This is a genomic window from Bdellovibrio sp. ArHS, from assembly GCF_000786105.1.
Lineage (GTDB): Bacteria > Bdellovibrionota > Bdellovibrionia > Bdellovibrionales > Bdellovibrionaceae > Bdellovibrio.
The window spans coordinates 37,222-59,551 of record NZ_JTEV01000006.1 but is presented as its reverse complement, the minus strand read 5'-3'; the positions used below and the strand labels follow the sequence as shown (position 1 = coordinate 59,551).

Below are 22,330 nucleotides of genomic sequence, written 5' to 3'. Positions count from 1 at the left end.
GGGTCTCGATGATGAAAAAAGGACTTTTAATTTTCTCTTTGTCAGTGGGTGTGGCAGCGTCAGCGCAAACATCTGCGACTCAATCAGGGTCGACTCAAGACCTCCTAATTCAAAAACTAACTCAAGTGCAATTGGGCTTGGCTCCGGCAGATCCTGCCAGAGCCGGAGTTCTTTTGCGTTTGGCGGATCTGCATGCCGAACGCGCTCGTCAGCTTTCGATGAAAGAATTGAATGACGGTTGCGTGGTTTGTAAAGCGGGTGAAAAAGACCGCGAAAAGGCTCTTTCGTATTACACAGAGGCTTTGACGAAGGTTTCGCCAAACTCTGTGGCGAAGGTGCATTTACAAATGGGCCATCTTTATGAGCTTCAAGGCCGCAATGAGCTAGCGGAAAAAAGCTACCAAGCGATGTTAAGTTCCTCTTCATCTCCGATCGAGATGGCCGAGGCCAATCTGTCTTTGGCAGAAATGGCTTTTAGAAAATCTGATTTTAAAAAGGCCCAAGAACTTTACGGAAAAGTTTTGGCAACGGAAGGCGCGAGCTCTCAAGGTTTGGCTGCATACCGCGAGGCCTGGTGTTCTTTCCGTATGGGGGATCTTGAAACTTCTATTGTGAAGCTTCAGGGGATTCTTAAAAATCCAAAATTGCAGTCTCGCATGGTGGCTTCTCGCGGTGTTGCGGACGTGCAGTTCTTGGAAGAGGTTTCGCGTGACTTGGCGACTTTCATGGCCGCACGTGGAATCAAAGACGGCGATGCCGAGACTTTATTTGCACTTTCTCCAGAGCAGTTCAAACTTCAGCAAGTGACAATGTTGGCTCGCGAAGGTCTGCGTTTGGGGCAAAAAGAGCCGTCTTTAAAAGTGTGGGATTTCGTTTATCAAAAACAAGCTGATCCTAAAATGCGTCTTGAGGCGCAAGTGCGCATGGCTCAGTTGAATTTCGATCTTAAAAATATTCCGGCGGCTTTCAAGGCCTACCAAATGGGCTTGAACCTTTGGGGGGCGACGGATTGCACGGCGACGTCGTGTGAAGAGTCCGCAAAAGGACTTCGTCAATTCGTGGTCGGCTGGAATCGCATAGAAAACAGCAAACCTAGTGCCGAGCTGCTAGGCGCCTATGACGAATATTTCAAAGTTTTCCCAGAAGATGAAGATATGTACGTTTGGGGTTCTCAGGCAGCGGCGACCGCAGGACAGTACGCGCAGGCGGCTTTGTGGACGGCTTCAGCGAATAAAATGATTTTGGCAAAATACTCTGCGGAGAAAGATTCGGCTCAGCAGAAAGTACAGGCTGAAAAGCTTGAGAAGAATTTGCTTTTGGGGATCGAAAACGCGGAAAAATCAAAAGACGAAAAGCTTTTGCTTGCGGCTCAAGACGATTACTTGAACAAATCGGTACTTAAACAAAAGTCTTTCGATGTTCAGTACCAAAAGGCCTATGCAATCTACCAAAAGGCTGATTACGCAGCGGCAGCGGTTCAGTTGAACGACTTGGCGATCAATGGCAAAGGTTCCAATCAGATTAAAGTGCAGGCCGCAGAATTGTCCTTGGATGCCTTGGCTCTCCTTAAAGACGATGCGCGCATTCAACAATGGTCTGCTCTTTATGCTTCGAAATTTGTCGACAAAAAAGGGGAGTTCCAACAGATCCACGAAAAGTCCGTGTTGACTCAATCCGCGAAATTGGCGGAAGCCCAACCGGATCAAGCTTTGGCAGTTCTAGCAAGCTTCAACATGGCATCGGCGACACCTGAAGACAGGAAGATTTACCTAAAAAATAAAATCTTGCTGAATGAGAAGTTGAATAAAATCACCGAAGCCCGGGTTGCGACGGAAGATCTTTTACGTGAAAAAGCCTTGACCACAGAAGAGCGCGAATTTGCTTTGGGACGCAAGGTGTGGTTTGCCGAGCTTGAGTTGGATTTTGCGACAGCTCTGGCGGCCGCAGAACAAATGCAGTTCAGTTCTTTGTCTCAGGAAGAAAAGGTTCTTAAGTTAGCTCTATATTCTGAGCTGGCGGATAAGAGCCCAGCGACTTACTACACTCAATACCTGAAGCAATCTAAAGACGACGAAAAGAAGGCTTTAATTGCAACACAGTTGATTCGTTTGTCGAAAACGCCGGCGAAAGACTTCGACACCTACAAACCTTACTTCAAAAACAATGCGGGCCTTTACGCACGCGCCGCTTTGGAAGTTTATGGTCTGACAAAAGACCGCAAGGTTTTGGAAAAGGCTTTGAAAGACAAAGGCGGCTCAAAACAAGATGCCTTTGTGATGATCGAAAAAATCTTGGTTTTGGCTGATCTTAAAGATTTGGGCAAACAGGCGGCAGCCCACAATATCGATACGAAAAACCAGAACACGATCGCGATGGGACTTAAAGCCCGCGTGAAGCTTCTGGAAAAAATCGACAGCGTGGCCAACCGTGCAATTGCAACCGGTGACTGGTCATCTCAGTTGTTGGCTTTGGATCTAGTGGCCAAGGAAAACTCACGCTTCTATAACGAGGCGTTGGCTTTGCCAATGCCTGCGGGTCTGACGCCGGAACAAGAAAACGAATATCTGACGATTCTTTCTCAGCAAGTGGCGCCGAATCAGAACACGGCGATGATGGCGGAAACAAAAGTAAAAGAATTCTGGAGCCAAAAAACCGCTTTGGATTCTTACAAAACTTTCGCCAACCAAAACTACAATTGGGCCAACTATATTGTTGAAGAAGTTGAGGCCGTAGCGGCGATTGCTCCAGAGGATCAAAAGATCGCTTGGACCGGGACCGTCACCGAGATCAAGGCCTCCGTCACAGCTCAACAAAAGCCTTCTTTGGCAGAGATGGAAAAGGCACGTACGAATTTGAAACAAAATCCATTTGCAGCAAGCGCGATCGAAGAAGCGATTGCTGTGGAAAAGAAAGCCCAACGTAAAAGCATGGTCGAGTATCTGCAGGGACGTTTGGCGACACTGGCTAAAAAAGACGGTGAAGTGAAAGGGGATAAACAATGATGAAATACGCATTGATGATGGTATTAGCTTTAACAGCGACAGTGGCTTTTGCCGCTCCAGAAGCGAAACCGGCAAAAAAAACTGACATGAACTTTGAAGACCTTTTGGTCAGCGGTCAGTATCACTTTTCCGATGAGGCCGTGACGACTGTTGAAGAAGACAAAGTACTAAATAGTTTGATTGGCGTTAGAGCAGACTTCAAAGATCGCATGAAGCAATCAGCGACTTTGGGTGAGGTGAAGGGCAAATGAATCTTAGACTCATTTTAGAAGACAATGCAGGAAATGTGACTCGTCAGATTCCGGTAACGGAAAAGAAGGCGCAGTTGATTCAGCGTTTTGATACAAAACGTCTGGAAGTTGTAACTGACACTGCGGCTTTGACGAAAGATAAAATCAAGTTCTCTAAGCTTGCGGACCTGGATTTCGATGAAATGAAGGATCGAAAATTCCCGCTGGGTAATTTCGGTTCTTTGCGCCTGGTGCAAGCAATTAAAAACGTCCCCGTTGATGGTTCCGTTCGCACGGATTCAAAGAAGGATCTGAAAGCATCCATGCTTTTCGCCTTTGCGGTGTTCCTTCTTTTGCTTTCGATCTATCAGTTTGCTCCTCGTGAAAACGCGAAAGTCACTGAAGAATTGAAGCAACAGGTCGTGAAGATCGTTCAGACTAAAGAGATGAAGCGTAAGACGGTGGAGCCAACGACCAATATGGCGGCAGATCCTACTGCGACAAAAATGCCAACGAAGCGCGCGGAACTGGTTAAACGTTCGGGTGCTCTTTCCGCTTTGGGAAGTCTGCGTTCTGGTAAACAACGCGGGGGCTTGAATCTGGGCGCCGTGAACACCACAGCCGGTATCGGTTTGGGTGGTACGGGTGGCAGTGGCGGTGTGCAAACATCACTTTATGGTAAAGGCATCACTTCGGCTCCTTTGGGAACGGGTGGAAATATTCAGGGTGGCGGTGGCTACGGAACTAAAGGCAAAGGCGGTGGCCAAGCTGGTTACGGAAGTCTTTCTTTAGTGGGTTCTGCCGGTGGAGCACCAGTTCCACTGGGTGCGGAAGCCGAAGTTGCGCAAGGTTTGGATCGTTCCGCTATCGACGAAGTCATTCGTCGTAACTTGGGCCAAGTCCGATTCTGTTACGAGCAGGCATTGCAAGGCACTCCGAACTTAAGCGGACGTGTGGCGATGGGTTTCACCATCGGCGGCAATGGTCTAGTGAAATCAGCTTCAGTTGAAAGTTCTTCGATGGCGAACAAGGGTGTCGAAGATTGTATTACAATGCGTTTGAAAACGTGGAAGTTCCCCGTGCCTCAAGGAGGCGTGGACGTGAAAGTAACTTATCCGTTTGTATTGCGCAGACAAGGGCAGGGGTAGACAATGAAATTAGTATTGGCTTTATTAACAGGCTTGATGTTTTTAACTGCCTGCGAAATGCAGCAGGATCCTTTGAAAGATGCTCCCGAAGCGGTTCGTGAAGGACGTGCTCCCGAAGCGGAAAAACCCGTTCAAGAAAAACCTTTCTCTAAGGATGCGATGTTCATTGACGCTCCGATGGTCGTCAACGGCCGCGTGGGCAGCCCGGTTGAGTTTAAAATCAACGGTCGGGTCATGGTTGAAGGTGTCACTTTCAAACTGAGCATTGATAACATGGCAGATTTCGAAGGAGCCACCTTCGATGAAGCAACGGGTGCTTTTAAATGGATTCCAAAGAAAGCGGTCGTGGCCGGTCTGCCAAGTATCGAACTTCCTTTGCGCATCACATTGGCTACGGATTCTTCACCGAAGTATCCACTCATTTCAGTGGAAAAGAAAACCATCTCGTTGATGGTGGTGAATGTTTATTCCAAGCCGATTGTGCAAACGATCACTGGCAACAGCACTTTGGTCACGGGAACGACTCACACCATGGAATACACATTGGAAGATATCGACGCTTTAAGCGAAGGTGATGTGTCTTTGGATGTTCGTGACTGTGCCATCAACAGTTACCGTGACTCTATTGCTCACCTGGTCAGTGTTCGCAATATCTCTAAATCGGCTTCGACTCCGAACAAGTATGAAGGACGTCTGGAAATCGATCTGAGAAATGCCGACAACCTTTCTGGTTCTTATTACTGCTTTGCTTTGCAGGCTATTTCCAAGCATGGCGTGAAATCTGAGTTGTATAAGCGGGACGTAACGATCCAAGCTCGCCCGAAAACAACCCGCATCACGATGGAGTCCGTTCCGGCTTTGAAGATCGGCGAGACCGCGCAAATCGCGTTCACAATCTATGATTCTTCAGCAAGCGGAGTTCTAAGAATGGTGTCAATGGACAACGTCGGCGCCATTCTTCCCGGAAGTTCTTTGACGTGTAAATCAAACTACACAGCGAAATTCCAATTGGATTGTTCAGGTGTGATCACCACGGCAGGTTTGACGGCACCAACTGCAGATGCAGTTTACGATATTAAAATGGAAGTGGAAAACACCTTGGGCTCTCAGTCCGTTAAAACAACGCACACTCTTCGTATTAATGTAAAGGCGGCGACTCCATGAAATCTTTAAGCTTTATTTTTGCTCTTTTTGTTTCTTCTATGGCTTTCGCTCAATCGGTTGAGCAAGAAGTGGATTCTTTCGGTGGCAACGAAGCTCTATATTTGAAAGCGAAAGCCTTGAATCCGGAAGTGGAAAACGAAGTCGTTCAGAATCGCTTTACGCCAAGAACCAATCGCTTTGAAGTGGCTCCCGAGTTTTCAGGTGTTTTCAATGGCGATTCATACAATCGCACAACCAACGCCGGTTTGAACGTTCACTATCACATCAATCCAAGTTGGAGTGTGGGCGTGAAGTACAACTATTCTTTCAACTCGTTGACGCCAGAAGGTAAGTCCGCAGTTGATAAAGCCAGCCAAAATGCGGCGCAAAATCCCAAAGAGCCGAGTTACCTATTCCCTCAGGTGATTTATCCAAAATCTGAGACTTTAGGTTTGGTGAACTGGTATCCAATCGTGGGCAAGTTGAGCTTCGGTAAATACGGGGTTGCGCACTTCGACACTTATTTGACAGCGGGTTATGGCCAGATGGAACTTTCTAATGGAACCAGCCCTGCGGCGACGTTGGGAATTGGTTTTGGTTTCTGGGTGAATTCAAACCTGACAACTCGCTTGGAATACCGTGCGCAACAATACAAAGCTGAATACTACAACAAAACTGAGAACATGTTGACCAACGTGGCCTCTGTACAAATGGGTTGGATGCTATGATGTTTGTTAAATCCTTAACTGTTGCCTCTTTAGTTCTGGGAGCTCAGACGGTTGCCTTCGCGGAAGACGACTTGATGAGCATCCTTGAAGGGAAGACCAGCCAAGCCGCAGCGCAATTCGTGGAAAGCGAAGAAGTTGCAAAGCTAAAAAAGGCGGTGAACCCTTCTACGGCCGAACAAAATATCTTCTTCCAGTTCCTGGTTGAAAAGAACTACGAAAAAGCATTGTTCCAATGGGCGACCGCTTTCAATGGTTCTTCATTCCAGCAAACCGAGACGGGGAAAGCTTTGGAAGCTTTCTTGAACTATAAAAACGGTTTGAAGCTGACAGGTGTGGAAGCGCTTTTGAATATCGCGCAGCCTGAAAAAATTGATAGCACGGTGATCAGTCTGTGGAAGGAAAACTTAAACGATAAAGATCCTGTCTGGGGCATGGCGCAAGTCACCTGGAATCCTTACTGGACACAAGTGTTCGGTGTCGGGGCCGAGATGGCTGTGCTTCTGCAAAAAAGCTATGTGAATGAAGACATCGCGGCTTTGACAGAACTTATCAAGAAGACACCTGTTGATTCCGTTGAAAGAAATCTTTTGCAATGGCAATTGGTTTTGAATCTCGGTATCCGCGGGGATGCAGGCAAAGCGGCTCAGGTATTAGCGCATTTGATGAAGGCGAAAAACAATCCGATCGATAAAGATCTGATGACGATCACCGCAGGTCGTTTGCTTTATCAAAATGGTTTCCTGGACGCGGCAATTCAGTACTACAAAAAGATCGGCAAAAAATCCGACTACTGGTTCCAGTCACAAGAAGAGATGGCTTGGGCCTATATGAGAAAAGGCGAGCCGCAGAATGCGATCGCGATCACCAAAACTTTGACTTACCCGCACTTTAAGGGCTGGGTGGGTATTGAGTCTTATCTTCTAAGCTCGTTCAGCAGCTTGAAGGTGTGTGATTATCCTCACGTGTTGGAAACGATGAAAGCAATCAAGCCTCAGTTCGGAGAGCACCTGGTCGCTCTGGAAAAATTGACGGTCGATCCAAATCAACCGGCCGTTGCAAATCTGATGAAGACTTTGTCTGTGGGGCCTGTCAGCTTGGAAAAATTGGGCAAAGATGCGCACTTGATTCCAGCCCATGCTTCCAAAGATGAAGTGCTGACGTTATTGGTGAAAAGACATGCTTATCTGATGAAGGAATCTGAATTGGCCGAGCAGCTTTATGCGCGCTCTTTGACATTCGGAAACTTGCAGGGGCAGTTTGAGACTTTGAAAAATCAGGTGCAAACTCGCGCGCAAATGACTCAAGGTGCGGGTCTGCAACGTGTTCAGGAGCTTGCGAAATCTGAACTTGAGGACTCGAAACAAGTGATGCAACGTCTGCGCATCGTCGAAGTAGAAATGATCCAGCAAGTGGATGCCGCTTCCAAATTCATCAAGAACGTTGGAACGACCGAGGCGAAACTGGGCTCTACAGGTTCTACGAATAAATATGCGATGAGCTTTGCAAACGATAAAGAAATCTGGTTCGACGAGCTTTCTAACTTCAAAGTGGACGTTAAGAAAGGCTGCGCGAAAGCCAGCGTGAAGGAGTAAAGACATGAAACTTCTATCTAAAGTTCTTTGTTTTGCAGCGGCCTTCGGAGCTTTGTCAGGTTGCGGAAGTGATTCTCCGGACTTGATCGGCAAGGCGATCTTCAAGAATGAAGAATTTCAGGAAAAGCCTAAAGACTTTACGGTTTTTAATCCCAAAGTGGATATCTTATTTGTGATTGATGACTCGGGAAGTATGGCGGATGCACAGAACAATTTAAGCCGCAATGCTTTCGCCTTTGCAGATGCGATTTCCAAGGTGTCTATCCTGGATTATCACATTGGTGTTGTCACGACGGATATGGATGAATGTCGTAGTCGTTGTGGCAAACTTGTCGGAAGCCCGGTTTACGTTGAAAAGACGACTCCGGACTTGGTTGCGAATCTGGCTCGTCGGATGCTTGTGGGCACAAACGGAAGTCCGACGGAAGAAATGTTCGGTCCCGTCGTGGAAGCGCTTTCCCCTTCATTGGAGCTAGGGGCGAACCTTGGATTCTATCGCCAGGACGCTTTTTTGGCGGTGATTTTTATCACGGATGCCAAGGATCAATCGCAACTGGCGCCCCAAGACTTTCTGAAAGTTTTGGCGACGAAAAAAGGCGATGCCGCACGCGTATTGGGCTATGGAGTTATCCGAACATTGGCCGAGGAAAAATCCTGCGACGGTTCGGAAGACCTGGATAATAAATTGGAAGTGTTCTTGGAGTCTGTCGTGAACGGCGATAAGGCGCAAAAAAACATCTTAAGCCTTTGCTCTCCAGACTACGGTGTGAAACTGGCAGAGTTTGCGAAAGACATTGTGAAAAGAACCGCGGGAACTGTGAAACTCAGCCGTACTCCTGATGTGAAAACTATCAAAGTTTCTTACGGGACGCAGGTGATTCCGAACAGTTTGACCGAGGGTTGGGTTTATGAGCCCTCCACGAACTCTATTCTGCTATCAGAGGGTATTGTGTGGAATGTTCAAGGACCGGGAGTTGGTTTGACGATCGACTTTGAAGCTATTGACATGGAATAGCTGCAACCACAAATGACATAACGAAATGAAAAGGGCTTCTGCGGAAGCCCTTTTTTATTTGCGAACACCGCTCCCAACGGGGGCTTGCCGATAGGTCACAGACAGTTCTATTTACGATCGCGTCACGATGAGAGGGCGCGATAAAACACCTAAGTCCTTTATTTTTAAAGTGAATTTCTAAATCTTTTCTCGGCTTTTGTGATTGAGCACGGGCTCTATAACTCAATGCGAAGACTTATTAATATATTTCATTGATATTAAGCACTTAGAAGTGTTTTATACCTCTATATAGCAAACATCATTTTACTTTTCTGGAGGGAGACTTATGCACCAGAATGTAAACACGGCTGAAAAAGCTTCTTCAACATCTACGATTCCGCAGAAGTTCGTGTACTTCTTTGCTGCCGGCGAAGCCGAAGGCAATGCGGGAATGAAAAACATCCTGGGCGGTAAAGGGGCCAATCTGGCAGAGATGACCTCTCTGGGGATTCCTGTTCCTCCGGGCTTCACAATCTCGACAGAGATCTGTGCACACTTCTATGAAGCCGGTGGCAAGCTTCCCGAGTGGGTTCGTCCCGCTGTGACAGCCGCGATGGCGAAAGTTGAAACCAAGATCGGTAAAAAATTTGGTGATGTGAACAATCCACTTCTTGTCTCTGTACGCTCTGGGGCTCGCGCTTCTATGCCAGGCATGATGGATACGATTTTGAACTTGGGTTTGAATGATCAGACCGTCGAGGGTTTGGCAAAGTCTTCAAATAACGCGCGTTTTGCGTGGGACTCTTATCGTCGCTTCATTCAAATGTACTCTGATGTTGTGATGGGTATGAACTCGTCACTTCTGGAAGTGACGCTGGAAGACCTGAAGGAAGAAAAGCACTACAAGCTGGATACAGAGCTGACAGTGGATGATTGGAAAGTTCTTGTAAAAAAATTCAAAGAGCTTGTTCATCAGATGACTGGACAGTCCTTCCCAACAGATCCTTGGGAGCAGTTGTGGGGCGCGGTTTCCGCGGTTTTCCGTTCTTGGAATACGCCTCGCGCGATCACTTACCGTGAACTGCACAGCATTCCTGCTGCATGGGGAACGGCTGTCAATGTTCAATCCATGGTGTTCGGAAACATGGGCGACGACTCTGCGACGGGTGTGGCGTTTACGCGCAATCCTTCGACAGGTGAAAAAGCTTTCTATGGTGAGTTCCTGATTAATGCTCAGGGTGAGGACGTTGTGGCAGGTATCCGTACGCCACAACCGATTACCAAAATTGCCGCGGAAGGCTCGGGCATGAAGTCTTTGGAAGAAGCTCTGCCAGAGGCTTATAAGCAGCTTGTAGATATTTATAAAAAATTGGAAGCGCACTATCGCGATATGCAGGACATCGAGTTCACAATTGAACGTGGTGTTTTGTGGATGCTGCAAACGCGTAACGGAAAACGTACCGCGGCGGCGGCTTTGAAAATTGCTTGTGACATGATCGACGAAAAGCTGATCACGCAAGATGAAGCCTTGTTGCGCCTCGATCCAGGAGCTTTGGATCAGCTTCTGCATCCTACTTTGGATCCTAAAGCGCAAAAAACTCTTCTTGCGAAAGGTTTGCCGGCGTCACCAGGTGGTGTGAACGGTCAAATCGTATTCACCTCTGAAGAAGCGGTCGAGTGGAAAGAGCAAGGTAAGAAAGTCATCCTAGTTCGCGTCGAAACGTCTCCGGAAGACATCGCGGGCATGGTGGCGGCGCAAGGGATCTTCACAACTCGCGGAGGTATGACGTCCCACGCGGCGGTTGTGGCTCGCGGTATGGGTAAGTGCTGCGTTGCTGGTTGTGGTGAAGTAGAAGTCGACTATCGCACAGAAACCATGAAAGTGAAGGGCTACGTTCTGAAGAAGGGCGATGTGATCACTTTGGATGGTTCAACCGGTGAAGTGTATTTGGGCGAAGTAAAAACGATCGAGCCTAAACTTGATGGCAACTTTGAGCGCATCATGAAGATCGCCGATCAAGTTCGTAAATTAAAAGTTCGCACCAATGCGGACACGCCGAAAGATGCACAAACCGCGCGTAACTTTGGCGCTGAAGGGATCGGTCTTTGCCGTACTGAGCATATGTTCTTCGGCGCAGATCGTATCGATGCGGTTCGCGAAATGATTATTGCTGACAATAAGTCCGATCGCGAAAAAGCCTTGGTGAAATTGTTGCCAATGCAACGTGATGACTTCTATCAATTGTTCAAGATTATGGACGGCTTGCCAGTAACGATTCGTTTGTTGGATCCACCTTTACATGAGTTCGTTCCGCACACAGATGAAGAGACGAAAGATCTGGCCAAGCGTTTGGGCACAGACTATGAGCGTCTGCGCGCGAAAGTGAAGTCCTTGCATGAGTTCAATCCGATGCTGGGTCATCGTGGCTGCCGTTTGGCAATCACTTTCCCAGAGATCTATCAAATGCAAGTGCGCGCGATCGCGGAAGCGGCTTGTATGATGATTGCCGAAGGTAAAAAGCTTGTTCCGGAAATCATGATTCCGCTGGTGGCGACGGATAAGGAATTAGACATCCTTCGCATCTTGGCGATCAATGAAATGAAAAAGGTGCAGCAAGAAAAAGGGGCGAAGTTTGATTATCTTGTAGGAACGATGATTGAGCTTCCGCGCGCGGCGATCACAGCTGACGCCATTGCTGAGCATGCGGACTTCTTCAGCTTCGGGACCAATGACTTAACTCAGACGACGTTGGGTCTTTCTCGTGATGACTCGGGTCGCTTCTTAGGTTCGTATGTGTCTTCGGGCATCTTGCCTAAAGATCCTTTTATGTCCATCGATCAAACTGGTGTTGGTTCGTTGGTGAAAATGGGTACGGAGCTAGGTCGTCGTACTAAGCCTGATCTTAAAGTCGGCGTCTGCGGTGAGCACGGTGGTGATCCTGAATCGATCGAGTTCTTCCATAAGGTCGGACTGGATTATGTGTCTTGTTCTCCTTTCCGTGTACCTATTGCCCGCTTGGCAGCAGCTCGTGCGGCACTTTTAGGTAAGAAGCTTCATTAGAGAGCTCGGCTCGATAGGGTCGGAATAGCAGTTATATCAAATAAGACAAAGCCACTTATAAGAAGTGGCTTTGTCTTTTAAAGCAATGGCCTGTGCCCGGTTACTTCACCTACGTATCTCTATTAATCTTAGATAAAATCCATGTCTCACTTCGACACACCCTTCAGGATAGTGACGCTTTCGGGAATGCCCATTGTCGGCACTGTCGATAGAACAGACAGTTTTGGCGTGTCTCACATTGATTCCACACTTAGATAACATGTCGGAATCATATGGAAAGTTTCCGTGCCAGCGTTCTTGGCAGACCCCTTGCTCTAAGGATTAGTCATCAAGGAAAAAAATATATGAAAACAACAAATATCTTTTCGAAAATTTTTAAAGCCCTGGCTCTTGTTTCTTTGTCAGTATTCCTAGTGAACTGTAGCAAGGACAACAAAAGCTCCACAGTCAATACTGGTTACGTTATGCAAAACGGTCTTTGCTATCAAAACGTGAACGGTCAGTTGATTCAACAGGCGAACACATCGCTTTGTTACAACAACGGCGGTTCTTACGTCATGCAAAACGGTCTGTGTTATCAAAATATCAATGGCCAGTTGATTCAGCAGGCGAATACTTCACTGTGCTCCACAAATACAGGTAGCTATGTGTATCAAAACGGACTTTGTTATCAATACGTGAACGGACAGATGATTCAGCAAGCGAACACTTCGCTTTGTTCAAGCTACAACACGGGCGGTTATACCAGCCAGGTTTGTAGCGGCTACATGACCGACGGCTATCAATGGACTAACTGCGGTGTGCAAATGAACTGTGCAGGTTACACATTGATGAACCAATCAGGCCAAATCATCCGCTGCCAATAAAACCTTGAATTTCCGAAAAGATATGCGGCGCACCACTCATGGTGCGCCATTGTCTATTTTGATATGCGTAAGAGCTGAGCAGATATCTTCCTCGCCAATATTGCGACGCGAAAAATACCCTCCTAACTCTGCCTAAGTTTTCAGCTTCCCTTCCTCTTTTGTAAGCCTGTTGTTGACATAGTTTCTAACTCTCGCGAGATTGAAATGGTCTTTGGTCTAGCTGGGCCAAAGGCGGTATGAGGGGAATGTTTCGTGAGAATCAAAAAAATTGAACTGATTGGTTTTAAGTCCTTTAAAGATCGCACCGTCATTCACTTTGACGCTGGTATCACTGGTATCGTGGGTCCGAATGGTTGCGGTAAATCCAATATCGTCGATGCCCTCATGTGGGTTATGGGTGAAATGTCTGCAAAGGACCTTCGTGGTTCCCAAATGACGGACGTCATCTTTGGCGGCGCAGAAGGCTATGCTCCACTAGGTATGTGTGAAGTGTCTTTGACGCTTGAAAACGACGGTGGCGCTTTCCCAGCAAAATACATCAAACACTCCGAAATCATGGTGACTCGTCGCCTTCACCGTAATGGCGAAGGGGAGTACTTCATCAATAAAGAACCAGCACGTTTGAAAGACGTGCAAGAGATCTTTATGGATACCGGTGCGGGTTCTAAAGGTTTCTCGATCATCGCTCAAGGTATGATCGGTAAGATCATCACGGCGAAACCGGAAGACCGTCGCATGCTGATTGAAGAAGCGGCCGGTATCACGAAGTTCAAAGCTCGTAAGAAAGAATCTCAACGTAAACTGCAGGCCACAGATCAAAACTTGGTTCGTTTGCAGGACATCATCGGCGAGTTGAAACGCCAGATTGATTCCTTGCAAAGACAAGCTCAGCGTGCCGAGCGTTACCGCAATATTAAAAACCAAATCGAAGATTTGGATCTTTGGTTGTCTTCGGCTCAATATATCGAGTTGAAGCGTGCCGCGGATGAAGCACAAGCCATCTTCAATGAGGCCCAAAGCATGGAAGTGGAAGGGGAAACCAACCTTTCGACTTTGCAAGGTCAGTTGGAGGTTCTAAAACTGCAAATTCTTGAAAAAGAAAAAGCGGTGGAAGAACAACAAAATGAATTCTATTTAAAACAATCTTCTGTTCAGAAAAAAGAGATGGAGATCCAAGAGCTTCGTTTCGAAATCGAGCAGGCTCGCCGTAACGAACAAATGACCGGCACGATCTTGCAAGAACAGCAAGCTCGTCAGGAACTTTTGGCTCGTGATAAAGCGCAACTTGAAGCGCAAGTGGCGGAACTTAAAGAAGAGTCCGAGTCTTTGACTGCGGCCTTCACAGAAAAAAACGACATCTATCAGAACTTCAATTCGCGCATTGCGGAAGTGGATGAAGAGTTAACGACGAAACGTCGCGAATTGTTCGCCATGGGACAGTCCGAGTCTTCTTTGGATGCCCGGGTGAATTCTTTGTCTGCGCAAATCGCGGATCTGACCGAGCGTCAAGACAACGAACAGCAAGTCGTTAACGAACTTCGCGAAAAACAAGTCGAGTTCGAAGCGCGTCGTAAGAAGGTCTTCGGTGAGCTTGAAAAAGAACGCCAAATGCAGTTGGACCTGGCTTCGGATGTCGATTCTTTTGAAGCGAATAAAAAAATCCTTACAGAATCTGTCGCCGAGAAAAGAGCTGAAGTTGAATCATTCAAGGATTCTTTGAATGAGGTGGCTTCACGTTTGTACGGTCTTGAGAATCTGCAAAACAACTTCGAAGGTTTCCAAGAGGGTGTGAAGCAGGTCATGCTATGGCAGAAGACCCGCACGCAAGAGTTGATGGCCGATGGTTCGGTGGTGACTCACTTCCAACCGGTTTCAGAGGTTGTTGAAGTTCCGGCAGAATACGAAGTGGCGATGGAAGCGGCTTTGGGCTCACGCCTGCAAATGCTTCTTTCTTCAGATGCGAATATCGCGGTCGATGCGGTCACTCATCTGAAAGAACAAAAATCAGGTCGTTCCAGCTTCCTTTCAGCTAACGACAAAGGTTTGACGTTCCAACGTTCCGAAGCCCCTGTGGGCGAGGACGGTGTTCAGGCGATTCTTAAAGATGTGGTTCAGGCGGCTGATAAGTTTAAAAACACAGTCACTTATATGCTGGATGGAGTGGCGATCGTTGACTCTATCCGTACGGCTTTGAACTTGCGGGCGAAATACGAAGGCTGGACATTCGTGACTCTTGACGGTGACACGTTGACTGCCGACGGAGTTTTGACGGGTGGTTCTTCTGAATCTGCGGATTCAGGGGTTTTGAAGCGTCGTCGTGAAATCAAAGAATTGTCCGAGAAAAAAGACGAATTTGCCGGAAAATTGCAATTGGCACAAATGTCTTTGAAAAAGACGGAAGAGCAATTGGCAAATGTTCTCAATGACTTCGAAGGCGCGCAAAAACGCAAGATCGATCAAGAGATCAAAGTAACGGAACTAAGAAAAGATCTTGAGCGTGCTGAAAACGAATTGGTGAACGCGCAAACGGCGGTAGAACGCCAAGAGCGCGAGTTGAAAAAAATCACTGAGCAAGTGGAACTTCAGGAACAAAAACTTGAAGAGTTGAACGAAGCTTTAGTGGCCGCTCGTGAAAAGAAAGTTCTTCTTGAAGGTGAAGTCGAGTCTTTGAATACCGAGTTGAATTCGACTCGTACGGGCTTCGATGGCTTGCAAGCGGAAGTGACGGATCTTCAGGTGAAATCGGCTTCTAAAACGCAGGAATACACCGGCGTTCTTAGACAGCTTGAAATGGTTTCAAAATCATTGAGCGACTTGGACACCCAACTAGCTCGTATGAGTGAAGAGGCCGAAGGTTACAACTCTCAGATGACTGAGAGCCAAGTGACTTTGGAAGAAAAGAAAATCGAATTTGAACGTCTTTTGACAGAAGTAGAGACTTTGAAACTTCAAGTGGCTCGAACCAAAGACGAATACGAAGTGATGTCTGAATCCGCGCGTACGATTGAAGAAGAAGCGATGTCTTCGCAACGTGCTCGCAATGAACGACAGCACAAAATGAACGACTCTCAATTGAAGCTTGAGCAGGCGAAGATGAAAGAGCAGTACCTCATCGATTCTATTCGTGAGCGTTATATGCTGAATCTTCCAGACGTTGTTGAAAAATACGCAGATCGTGAAGGTGACTTCTCGACGGCGGATTCAGAACTTAAAGAACTTCGTGAAAAACTGGCTAAGATCGGGGAAGTGAATCTTTCCGCGATCGAAGAGTACGAAGAAACGGCGCAACGTTATGAGTTCTTGACGAAACAACACGCCGACCTGACGGAAGCCAAAGAACAGCTTCGTAAGGTGATCGATCGTATCAACAGAATTTGTTCTAAACGTTTCAAAGAGACTTTCGATCTTGTGAACGACAGATTCACGCGCGTATTCCCAGTGCTTTTCGGCGGTGGGGAAGCGAAGTTGGAGTTGATCGAAAACGAAGAAAAAGGCGAAATGGGTATCGAGATCATCGCTCGTCCTCCGGGCAAAAAGATGCAAAACGTGTCTTTGATGTCAGGTGGAGAAAAAGCGTTAACAGCGGTGGCGCTGGTCTTCTCGATCTTCCTGGTAAAACCTTCTCCATACTGTTTGCTGGATGAGGTTGACGCTCCACTTGATGATGCGAACGTCTTCCGTTTCAACGACTTGGTTCGTGAGATGGCAAAACGCTCTCAGATCATCGTAGTAACGCATAATAAACACACGATGGAAGTGGCTAAGAAACTTTACGGTGTGACGATGCAAGAGCGCGGTGTTTCGACGATGGTTTCAGTTTCTCTTCAAGACATCACATAGAAGATGGAATCTTTGAGCAAAAGATAAGCTTTAAAAACCCCAGAGGAAACTTTGGGGTTTTCTTTTTTTGGAGGCATTTTGTTTCGTCAGTATTTTATTCGAGTGTTGATCCTTCTAGTTGTGATGGCGGGCCTTTGGTATTTTAAGAAAAATGAAGGCTTCCCTCTCACCACCAAGCCCTCGGCGACAGAAGAGCAGACTGATAGTCAGCAAGGGAAGGCTCCAGAAGCGACTTCTTCCCCGGGAGAGAACTTTGCCCATCCACAGGATGTGCAAACGGCTTCCGCGGTCAGCGATGAGTTTCTTCGCTGGCTGAGTGCCGGCGCCCAGGACATCGAAAAATCCTCAGTCTCTCCCGATCAACTTGAGGCCAGCCTTCGTCTTAAATCTTCGCAACTCAACCTTGAGGAGTCTCTTTTTCTGGCAACGACAGTCTTGCGTCAGGAGGGTCCCGCTAGGGAAAGTATTTTTGCGGCGTACGTCCTGGGCTTGAGTGTGCCCCACAATTACCAAGCTCTCGAAAAAGTTCTTGAGGCTCCTTTAAGTCATCAGGAAAAACCCCGTATTCATTCGCCAGAAGAAACCTTGAGTATGCAGGAAAAGTCGCTGCGTCGGATGGTTATCGAAGACCTGGTAAAGAGTTATCAACGGGGGGAGGTCACTCAGGAACAGATCGCGGCTTCTTTTGAAAAGATTTCCGACGCGCAGTTGAAAAAGTATGCCCTAAAACGTTTAAAAGAAGTAGCTCGGTAAGTGACGACACATGTTCGATAAAGAATATATGTTTTTTGTAATAGGCCGCATTATTTGGATGTTTTTTAGTGCTATTGTTTGCGAGGAGACTACACTCTGCGCGAAGTTCATCAAATGGAGGGGATTTTATGAACAAATTCATGATAGCGTTGATCTTCACGCTTTTCGGTTCCGTTAGTTTTGCTGCGGATTGTATTTCTAAAAGTGAAATGCAAACGATTGCTTCACACTTTTCTCAGTTCAGACAACTTGCGAATAAGGATTATTGCTTCGACGGTTCGCAGACGGCGAATCTTCTGCAAACTATCATGTTCATGCGTAAGACAGGTTTTGAGCCTAATATGCAGAAGAGCAAGGATGAGTTGTTCTCGGGCCGTTTTGCTTCTAGCTGGTATGACTACTTCATTGGTCGTATCGATGATATCAACGTTCAAGCAAGCTGCCCTAAAGGTGTCGGAGCTTATGTTTACGGTTTCGGCAACACCATGTACGTGTGTCCGATGATGTTGACAGAAAGTTTTTCGGCTTTGGATCGCGCCAGCGTTTTCATGCATGAAGCTCGACATATCGATGGCTATCCTCACACAACTTGTTCTAAAGGTGCCCGTAAAGGCTTAAGCGGTGCATGTGATACAAGAATTTCTGATGGTGGATCTTATGCCGTGACGGTTGAAACTTATGCTCAGCTAGCGAAGTATGCGACTGACATTCATCCCGCTTTAAAGGCTTATGCGATTGCATCTGCCGTGACTTATGCGGACGAGGCTTTCGAAGTTCCGGTGAAAATCGATCGCCAAGAAAAACTTTTGTTGATGGCTGAATCAACACAGCTTTACACGCTGGAACCTTCTGCGAACAACAAGATCACCGCGCAAGGGAACGCGCCATTTGTGGGTAAGATTGTTCCCCGCGCTCAGCACATGATTTTGATTCCTACGGATCGCACACAGACAGCTCGTTATCTATTCGCGAATAATGAAGGCGAAATCGTTCAGTCCGCGGGTGACGCCATTGTTGAATACAACGGTCAAACACCAGGGCAACGTGCTCAGCTTGCCGACTTGCACTTGGGGGCGCAATGGTCTGCAAAGGTTTACTCTCAGTCGATTCAGTTTGCTTGTGATCCTCGTTCTGCTGCCACCAAAGATATGAAGATTCCGCAAGGAGAGGCTGTGAGCATTCTTTATGTGAATGGCTATTCGCGCTCGATTCTTTCAGTTCATCTTTTGACATCCAATGGGAAGATTTATGAAATTGGTTGCACCAGCGGTGCACCTTTTATCACATTGGCGATGTCGCCAATGGCGACGGGTATTGTCAGAGCTTACAAGATCAACGGACAGTTGATTGGTTTAACGGAGGCGGGCTCTTTGGTGTCTATCAACGGCACGCAAACGACGCCTCTGCATACGGGTCTAGAGGGACAGATCTACGAGATGGCTCCTCGACAATCTTTCAGCTTTATGGATGCACAATAATAAATCTCAAAAACCCCGAGAGAAATCTCGGGGTTTTTTCTTTGTCCTGTTTGAATTGTGTAAAGGATCTATTGAATCTGGGGAAGTCCGGCGGAATTAAACTTCTGAATACGCTGGCGGTGGGAATCAACAATATAAAGATCCCCATTGGTGGGATCGACCGTAATATTTCTGGGATATATAAATTGTCCCACCTGATAGCCGTAGTTTCCGAATTTAGATTTAAATGCACCGGTACTATCTAGAACCTGAACCCGAGGCTGGTTATCAAGAGCTATGATGTCTCCGTTCGGAGCGATCGTCACATCCATTAAATTAAAGAATTGCCCGTCGTCTAAGCCTTTGCTGCCGATGGTTCCCAAATAAACATTGGCCGAAGAAAATTTGTGAATAATACTTTTTACTTCCTCAGCGACATAGATATTTCCACTTGTATCAATAGCTATTCCCGAGACGGTTTCGAGGGTGCCAGCTCCATAGGTATCCAGAATGTTTCCGCTGGTATCAAATTTGATGGCGTCCACGGTCGACGATCGTGTGGCGTAAAGTATGTCAGAGGGGCTTATAATCATGTCAGCAATTTGACCAATAGGAAATTGGGACACATAACTGCCACTAGGATCGAATTTTTGCACGCGAAGATTTAAAGAGTCAGCCACGTAAATAGATCCATCCGAGGCGACGACAACGGCCGTAGGTTGCAGGAGCTGTCCGTTGGCGCTTCCGCAACTTCCAAAAGACAGAAGCCAGGTTCCTGCAGAGGAAAACTTCTGAACACGGCAGCTGCCATTGTCGACGACCCAAAGATTTCCCGAGGAATCACGATGGATATTGCGAGGGTAGTAGAAGCTGCCATTGTCTGTCGCCGTACTGCCAAGAGAAAACTGGAAGTTCAAACTGGCGTTAAATTTTGAAACCAGGCTTCGCGCACTTTCAACTGCGTAGATACTGCCATCGGGAGCTATCGACATCCCCCCGGCATACTCGACACTAAAAGTCCCCGAGCTTAGAGTTGAAGAGGATTGAAATACACCAGCACTGTTAAACTGCTGCAGGCGACTTCTGTCCATGACATAGATCGTGCCGGAAGCATCAACATGCAAACCTGCTAAACCATCGAATAAACCATTTGTGGTGCCGGGGCCACCGTACGTGGCGAGCCATGAGCCCGTCGGGTTAAACTTCTGAATTCGCGAATTCCCATAGTCTAAGACATAGATATTTCCCGCGCTGTCCAGGGTGATGTTTTTCGGCGTGGTGAATTGGCCATTGCCGTTACCAGCGCTGCCAAAACTGAAGAGCCAAGTTCCAGTGGCGTCAAATTTCTGTACTCTTTGGGCGTTATCCGAAATGTAGGTGTTGCCGGCGCTGTCGATGTAAACAAACCAAGGATTTTGGAAGTGTCCATCGGTTGCAGAGTTGATCACACCGTCGGAAGGAATCTGACGCAGCCATTGACCACTTGATGAAAACACCTGAACGCGATGATTTCCCTGATCGGCGACATAGAGATTGCCAGCAGCATCAACAGCCGCTGCGATGGGATAGCGGAAGTATCCTGCTGAAGAAGAGGCGGTGTGAGTTCCCAAAGCCATAAGCCAGTTCCCGTTGCTGTCGTATTTATGAACTTTATTTAGAGCGCTATCGGTGACCCAAAACCCGTCGTTCGTCGCGGCAACAGAGGTGGCTTCACCGAAATTATTTTTCGATGATAAGGGAAATACAGAGTCGAAGAACTTGTTGCTGGTGGCGCTAGTGAAGGCGCTGCCACGCGAGACAAAGGCAAAGTAGCTACGACCTTCGCGCAGAAGATGACCCGTATCAAAAGTCGAAGGCAGGGTGCCATTCTGCCACACGCATGCCGAGACGTAATTGATTCCCTCAAGAAGGCACCATTTATCATAGTCCGTGCCTGCTGCGGTCACATTCACCGTGGTTGAAACATACGGTCCGGAAACATTAAACTGAGTGATTGCCGGAAGAGGTGTGATATTGGCTGTGACATTGACGGAGTTTCCTTCCGCATCGGTCACATTTAAGATTGCAGTTCCCAGGGCGTTTGGCGCCGTGTAATTCAAGGCACTGACTGAGCCTCCACCACTGACGACGGTGGCGGTGTAGGGCGGGATGCCGCCCGAAGGAATAAAAGTGATGTCGGAGTTTATGGCGACATTGAATGACGACGCGGTCAGAGGATTATAAGCCGTAACCATGGAAAGGGCAGAGGCTCCACTTGAGTCTGTGACACGAATACGTTTAATTCCGATCGAGGTTGTAGAAAAAGCTCCTGTCGTACTGTCCAGGGTCCCGGCGCCCATGACCAAAGAATAAGTATAAGGAGGAATGCCATCCACACCAGTGAAAGTGATGGGCGTGTTTATATAGAACTTGGTTTTGCTGGCGGAAATTTTGAGGGTCAGCTTGACGGTTACATTCGCCGTCGCGGTATTGCCCAGAGAATCCGTTACAATCACACTCTCGCTGGCGGCCACAGCAGGTGCCTGATAGGCGCCCGTGGTTAAACCCACGGTGCCGGCATTACCTACCCCCATAGAATAGGAATACGGCGGAAGTCCTCCGGCGGCCACGAAGGTTGTGGTTCCGTTGATCACCAACGTTTTGCTTGCCGGAGAGATCGTCAATAAGGTCGTGACGGTGACTGTCTGATCAGACGTTTTTCCCGCGGCATCCGTCACTCTTAGAACAGCTGTGCCAGAGCTTCCTCCGGGCGAATAAACTCCCGTGACGGCGTTGATAGAGCCCGGCCCCGATACCAAAGAGTAGCCGTATCCTCCAGCCCCATCGACACCAGTCATCGTCACGGTGTTCAAAGGGCCGATTGTGGCAGCACTGATGGAGGAAGAAAGAGGAGATCTGATGGTTAAATTCAGAGTAAACGTATTTCCCAGACTGTCAGTCACGGTGACGGTTGCGGGGCCTGTGGAACTGTCGGCGGTGAAGAGACCCGTTGAAGTGATTGTGCCTCCGGTGGCCGAGTAGGTATAAGGTGGTACACCATCAACACCGGAAAAATCAAAGGTGTCCGAGGTGCCAAGATAGATTTGCGCCGGAGATATCGTCGGCGCTTTGGCAACGGGGATTTTGATATGACTGACCTGGCCGCTGCCATCGGTGATTTTGATGATCACATCACCGGCTGTGGCACCTGGAGTATAGGTGGTTCCGGAAATGCTGCCACCCCCTTCAACAATTTCATAGGTGAAGGGCGCAGTTCCCGGTGCCGTGATCGTCGACAAATCCAGGGGATTGTTTACCGTGATGGGTGGTACGTCTGTCAGGTCTTCATAGACGGGCGACGAAGGCTCAGTCTTACTGGTGAGTTGACTGATCTGCGCAGTGACTCCGCAGCCAGCAGTACAAAAGAGAAGCCCCATGATTGTAAATACCGAATACACCAGTCTAATCATTTTTAGTCCCTGTTCGAACGACGTTCCCGTATGATACTTATCGACAAGCTCGGTAAATACCGAGAGG

At 47.6% G+C, this 22,330-nt stretch carries 13 protein-coding genes; 12 read left to right on the top strand and 1 reads right to left on the bottom strand.

Going from position 1 to position 22,330, the window contains the following annotated elements:
- The first annotated feature begins 8 nt into the window (after positions 1-8).
- The 12 genes from OM95_RS03280 to OM95_RS03225 all read left to right on the top strand — a co-directional run bounded on the left by OM95_RS03280 (position 9) and on the right by OM95_RS03225 (position 18,835).
- The gene (locus tag OM95_RS03280) at positions 9-3,002 is read left to right on the top strand and encodes a hypothetical protein (protein ID WP_291515500.1); all 2,994 of its coding nucleotides are present in this window, start codon (positions 9-11) and stop codon (positions 3,000-3,002) included.
- Positions 2,999-3,253, top strand: a complete 255-nt coding sequence (locus OM95_RS03275) for a hypothetical protein (RefSeq protein WP_041870252.1) — start codon at positions 2,999-3,001, stop codon at positions 3,251-3,253. The genes OM95_RS03280 and OM95_RS03275 overlap by 4 nt, the downstream gene beginning before the upstream one ends.
- On the top strand, positions 3,250-4,380 hold the full coding sequence (locus OM95_RS03270) for an AgmX/PglI C-terminal domain-containing protein (protein ID WP_041870251.1): 1,131 nt from the start codon (positions 3,250-3,252) through the stop codon (positions 4,378-4,380). Before OM95_RS03275 ends, OM95_RS03270 begins: the two co-directional genes overlap by 4 nt.
- Positions 4,381-4,383: 3 nt before the next feature.
- The gene (locus tag OM95_RS03265) at positions 4,384-5,544 is read left to right on the top strand and encodes a hypothetical protein (protein ID WP_041870250.1); all 1,161 of its coding nucleotides are present in this window, start codon (positions 4,384-4,386) and stop codon (positions 5,542-5,544) included.
- A complete protein-coding gene (locus tag OM95_RS03260) occupies positions 5,541-6,251 on the top strand; it encodes an outer membrane beta-barrel domain-containing protein (protein WP_041870249.1) in 711 nt (236 codons plus the stop codon). Before OM95_RS03265 ends, OM95_RS03260 begins: the two co-directional genes overlap by 4 nt.
- Positions 6,248-7,843, top strand: a complete 1,596-nt coding sequence (locus tag OM95_RS03255) for a hypothetical protein (RefSeq protein WP_041870248.1) — start codon at positions 6,248-6,250, stop codon at positions 7,841-7,843. The genes OM95_RS03260 and OM95_RS03255 overlap by 4 nt, the downstream gene beginning before the upstream one ends.
- 4 nt (positions 7,844-7,847) lie before the next feature.
- The gene (locus OM95_RS03250) at positions 7,848-8,858 is read left to right on the top strand and encodes a VWA domain-containing protein (RefSeq protein ID WP_041870246.1); all 1,011 of its coding nucleotides are present in this window, start codon (positions 7,848-7,850) and stop codon (positions 8,856-8,858) included.
- Positions 8,859-9,183: 325 nt separating this feature from the next.
- The gene (ppdK, locus tag OM95_RS03245; RefSeq protein ID WP_291515499.1) at positions 9,184-11,898 is read left to right on the top strand and encodes a pyruvate, phosphate dikinase; all 2,715 of its coding nucleotides are present in this window, start codon (positions 9,184-9,186) and stop codon (positions 11,896-11,898) included.
- A gap of 344 nt (positions 11,899-12,242) precedes the next feature.
- Positions 12,243-12,764 carry a hypothetical protein gene (locus OM95_RS03240; RefSeq protein ID WP_041870244.1) on the top strand — a complete coding sequence of 174 codons (522 nt, stop codon included), beginning with the start codon at positions 12,243-12,245 and terminating at the stop codon, positions 12,762-12,764.
- A gap of 252 nt (positions 12,765-13,016) precedes the next feature.
- Positions 13,017-16,604, top strand: a complete 3,588-nt coding sequence (gene smc, locus OM95_RS03235; protein WP_041870242.1) for a chromosome segregation protein SMC — start codon at positions 13,017-13,019, stop codon at positions 16,602-16,604.
- Positions 16,605-16,682: 78 nt separating this feature from the next.
- Positions 16,683-17,357 carry a hypothetical protein gene (locus OM95_RS03230; protein WP_041870240.1) on the top strand — a complete coding sequence of 225 codons (675 nt, stop codon included), beginning with the start codon at positions 16,683-16,685 and terminating at the stop codon, positions 17,355-17,357.
- A gap of 128 nt (positions 17,358-17,485) precedes the next feature.
- A complete protein-coding gene (locus OM95_RS03225) occupies positions 17,486-18,835 on the top strand; it encodes a hypothetical protein (RefSeq protein ID WP_041870238.1) in 1,350 nt (449 codons plus the stop codon).
- Positions 18,836-18,903: 68 nt separating this feature from the next.
- Here OM95_RS03225 and OM95_RS03220 read toward each other — a convergent pair whose 3' ends face one another.
- Positions 18,904-22,263, bottom strand: coding sequence for a hypothetical protein (locus OM95_RS03220; protein WP_041870235.1), 3,360 nt, complete (start codon positions 22,261-22,263; stop codon positions 18,904-18,906).
- Between the last annotated feature and the right edge of the window lie 67 nt (positions 22,264-22,330).

What these genes read in the sequence shown, in the direction of transcription:
- OM95_RS03280 (WP_291515500.1), top strand. Translation starts at nt 9, where the DNA reads ATGATGAAAAAAGGACTTTTAATTTTCTCTTTGTCAGTGGGTGTGGCA.
- OM95_RS03275 (WP_041870252.1), top strand. Translation starts at nt 2,999, where the DNA reads ATGATGAAATACGCATTGATGATGGTATTAGCTTTAACAGCGACAGTG.
- OM95_RS03270 (WP_041870251.1), top strand. Translation starts at nt 3,250, where the DNA reads ATGAATCTTAGACTCATTTTAGAAGACAATGCAGGAAATGTGACTCGT.
- OM95_RS03265 (WP_041870250.1), top strand. Translation starts at nt 4,384, where the DNA reads ATGAAATTAGTATTGGCTTTATTAACAGGCTTGATGTTTTTAACTGCC.
- OM95_RS03260 (WP_041870249.1), top strand. Translation starts at nt 5,541, where the DNA reads ATGAAATCTTTAAGCTTTATTTTTGCTCTTTTTGTTTCTTCTATGGCT.
- OM95_RS03255 (WP_041870248.1), top strand. Translation starts at nt 6,248, where the DNA reads ATGATGTTTGTTAAATCCTTAACTGTTGCCTCTTTAGTTCTGGGAGCT.
- OM95_RS03250 (WP_041870246.1), top strand. Translation starts at nt 7,848, where the DNA reads ATGAAACTTCTATCTAAAGTTCTTTGTTTTGCAGCGGCCTTCGGAGCT.
- ppdK (WP_291515499.1), top strand. Translation starts at nt 9,184, where the DNA reads ATGCACCAGAATGTAAACACGGCTGAAAAAGCTTCTTCAACATCTACG.
- OM95_RS03240 (WP_041870244.1), top strand. Translation starts at nt 12,243, where the DNA reads ATGAAAACAACAAATATCTTTTCGAAAATTTTTAAAGCCCTGGCTCTT.
- OM95_RS03225 (WP_041870238.1), top strand. Translation starts at nt 17,486, where the DNA reads ATGAACAAATTCATGATAGCGTTGATCTTCACGCTTTTCGGTTCCGTT.
- OM95_RS03220 (WP_041870235.1), bottom strand. Translation starts at nt 22,263, where the DNA reads ATGATTAGACTGGTGTATTCGGTATTTACAATCATGGGGCTTCTCTTT.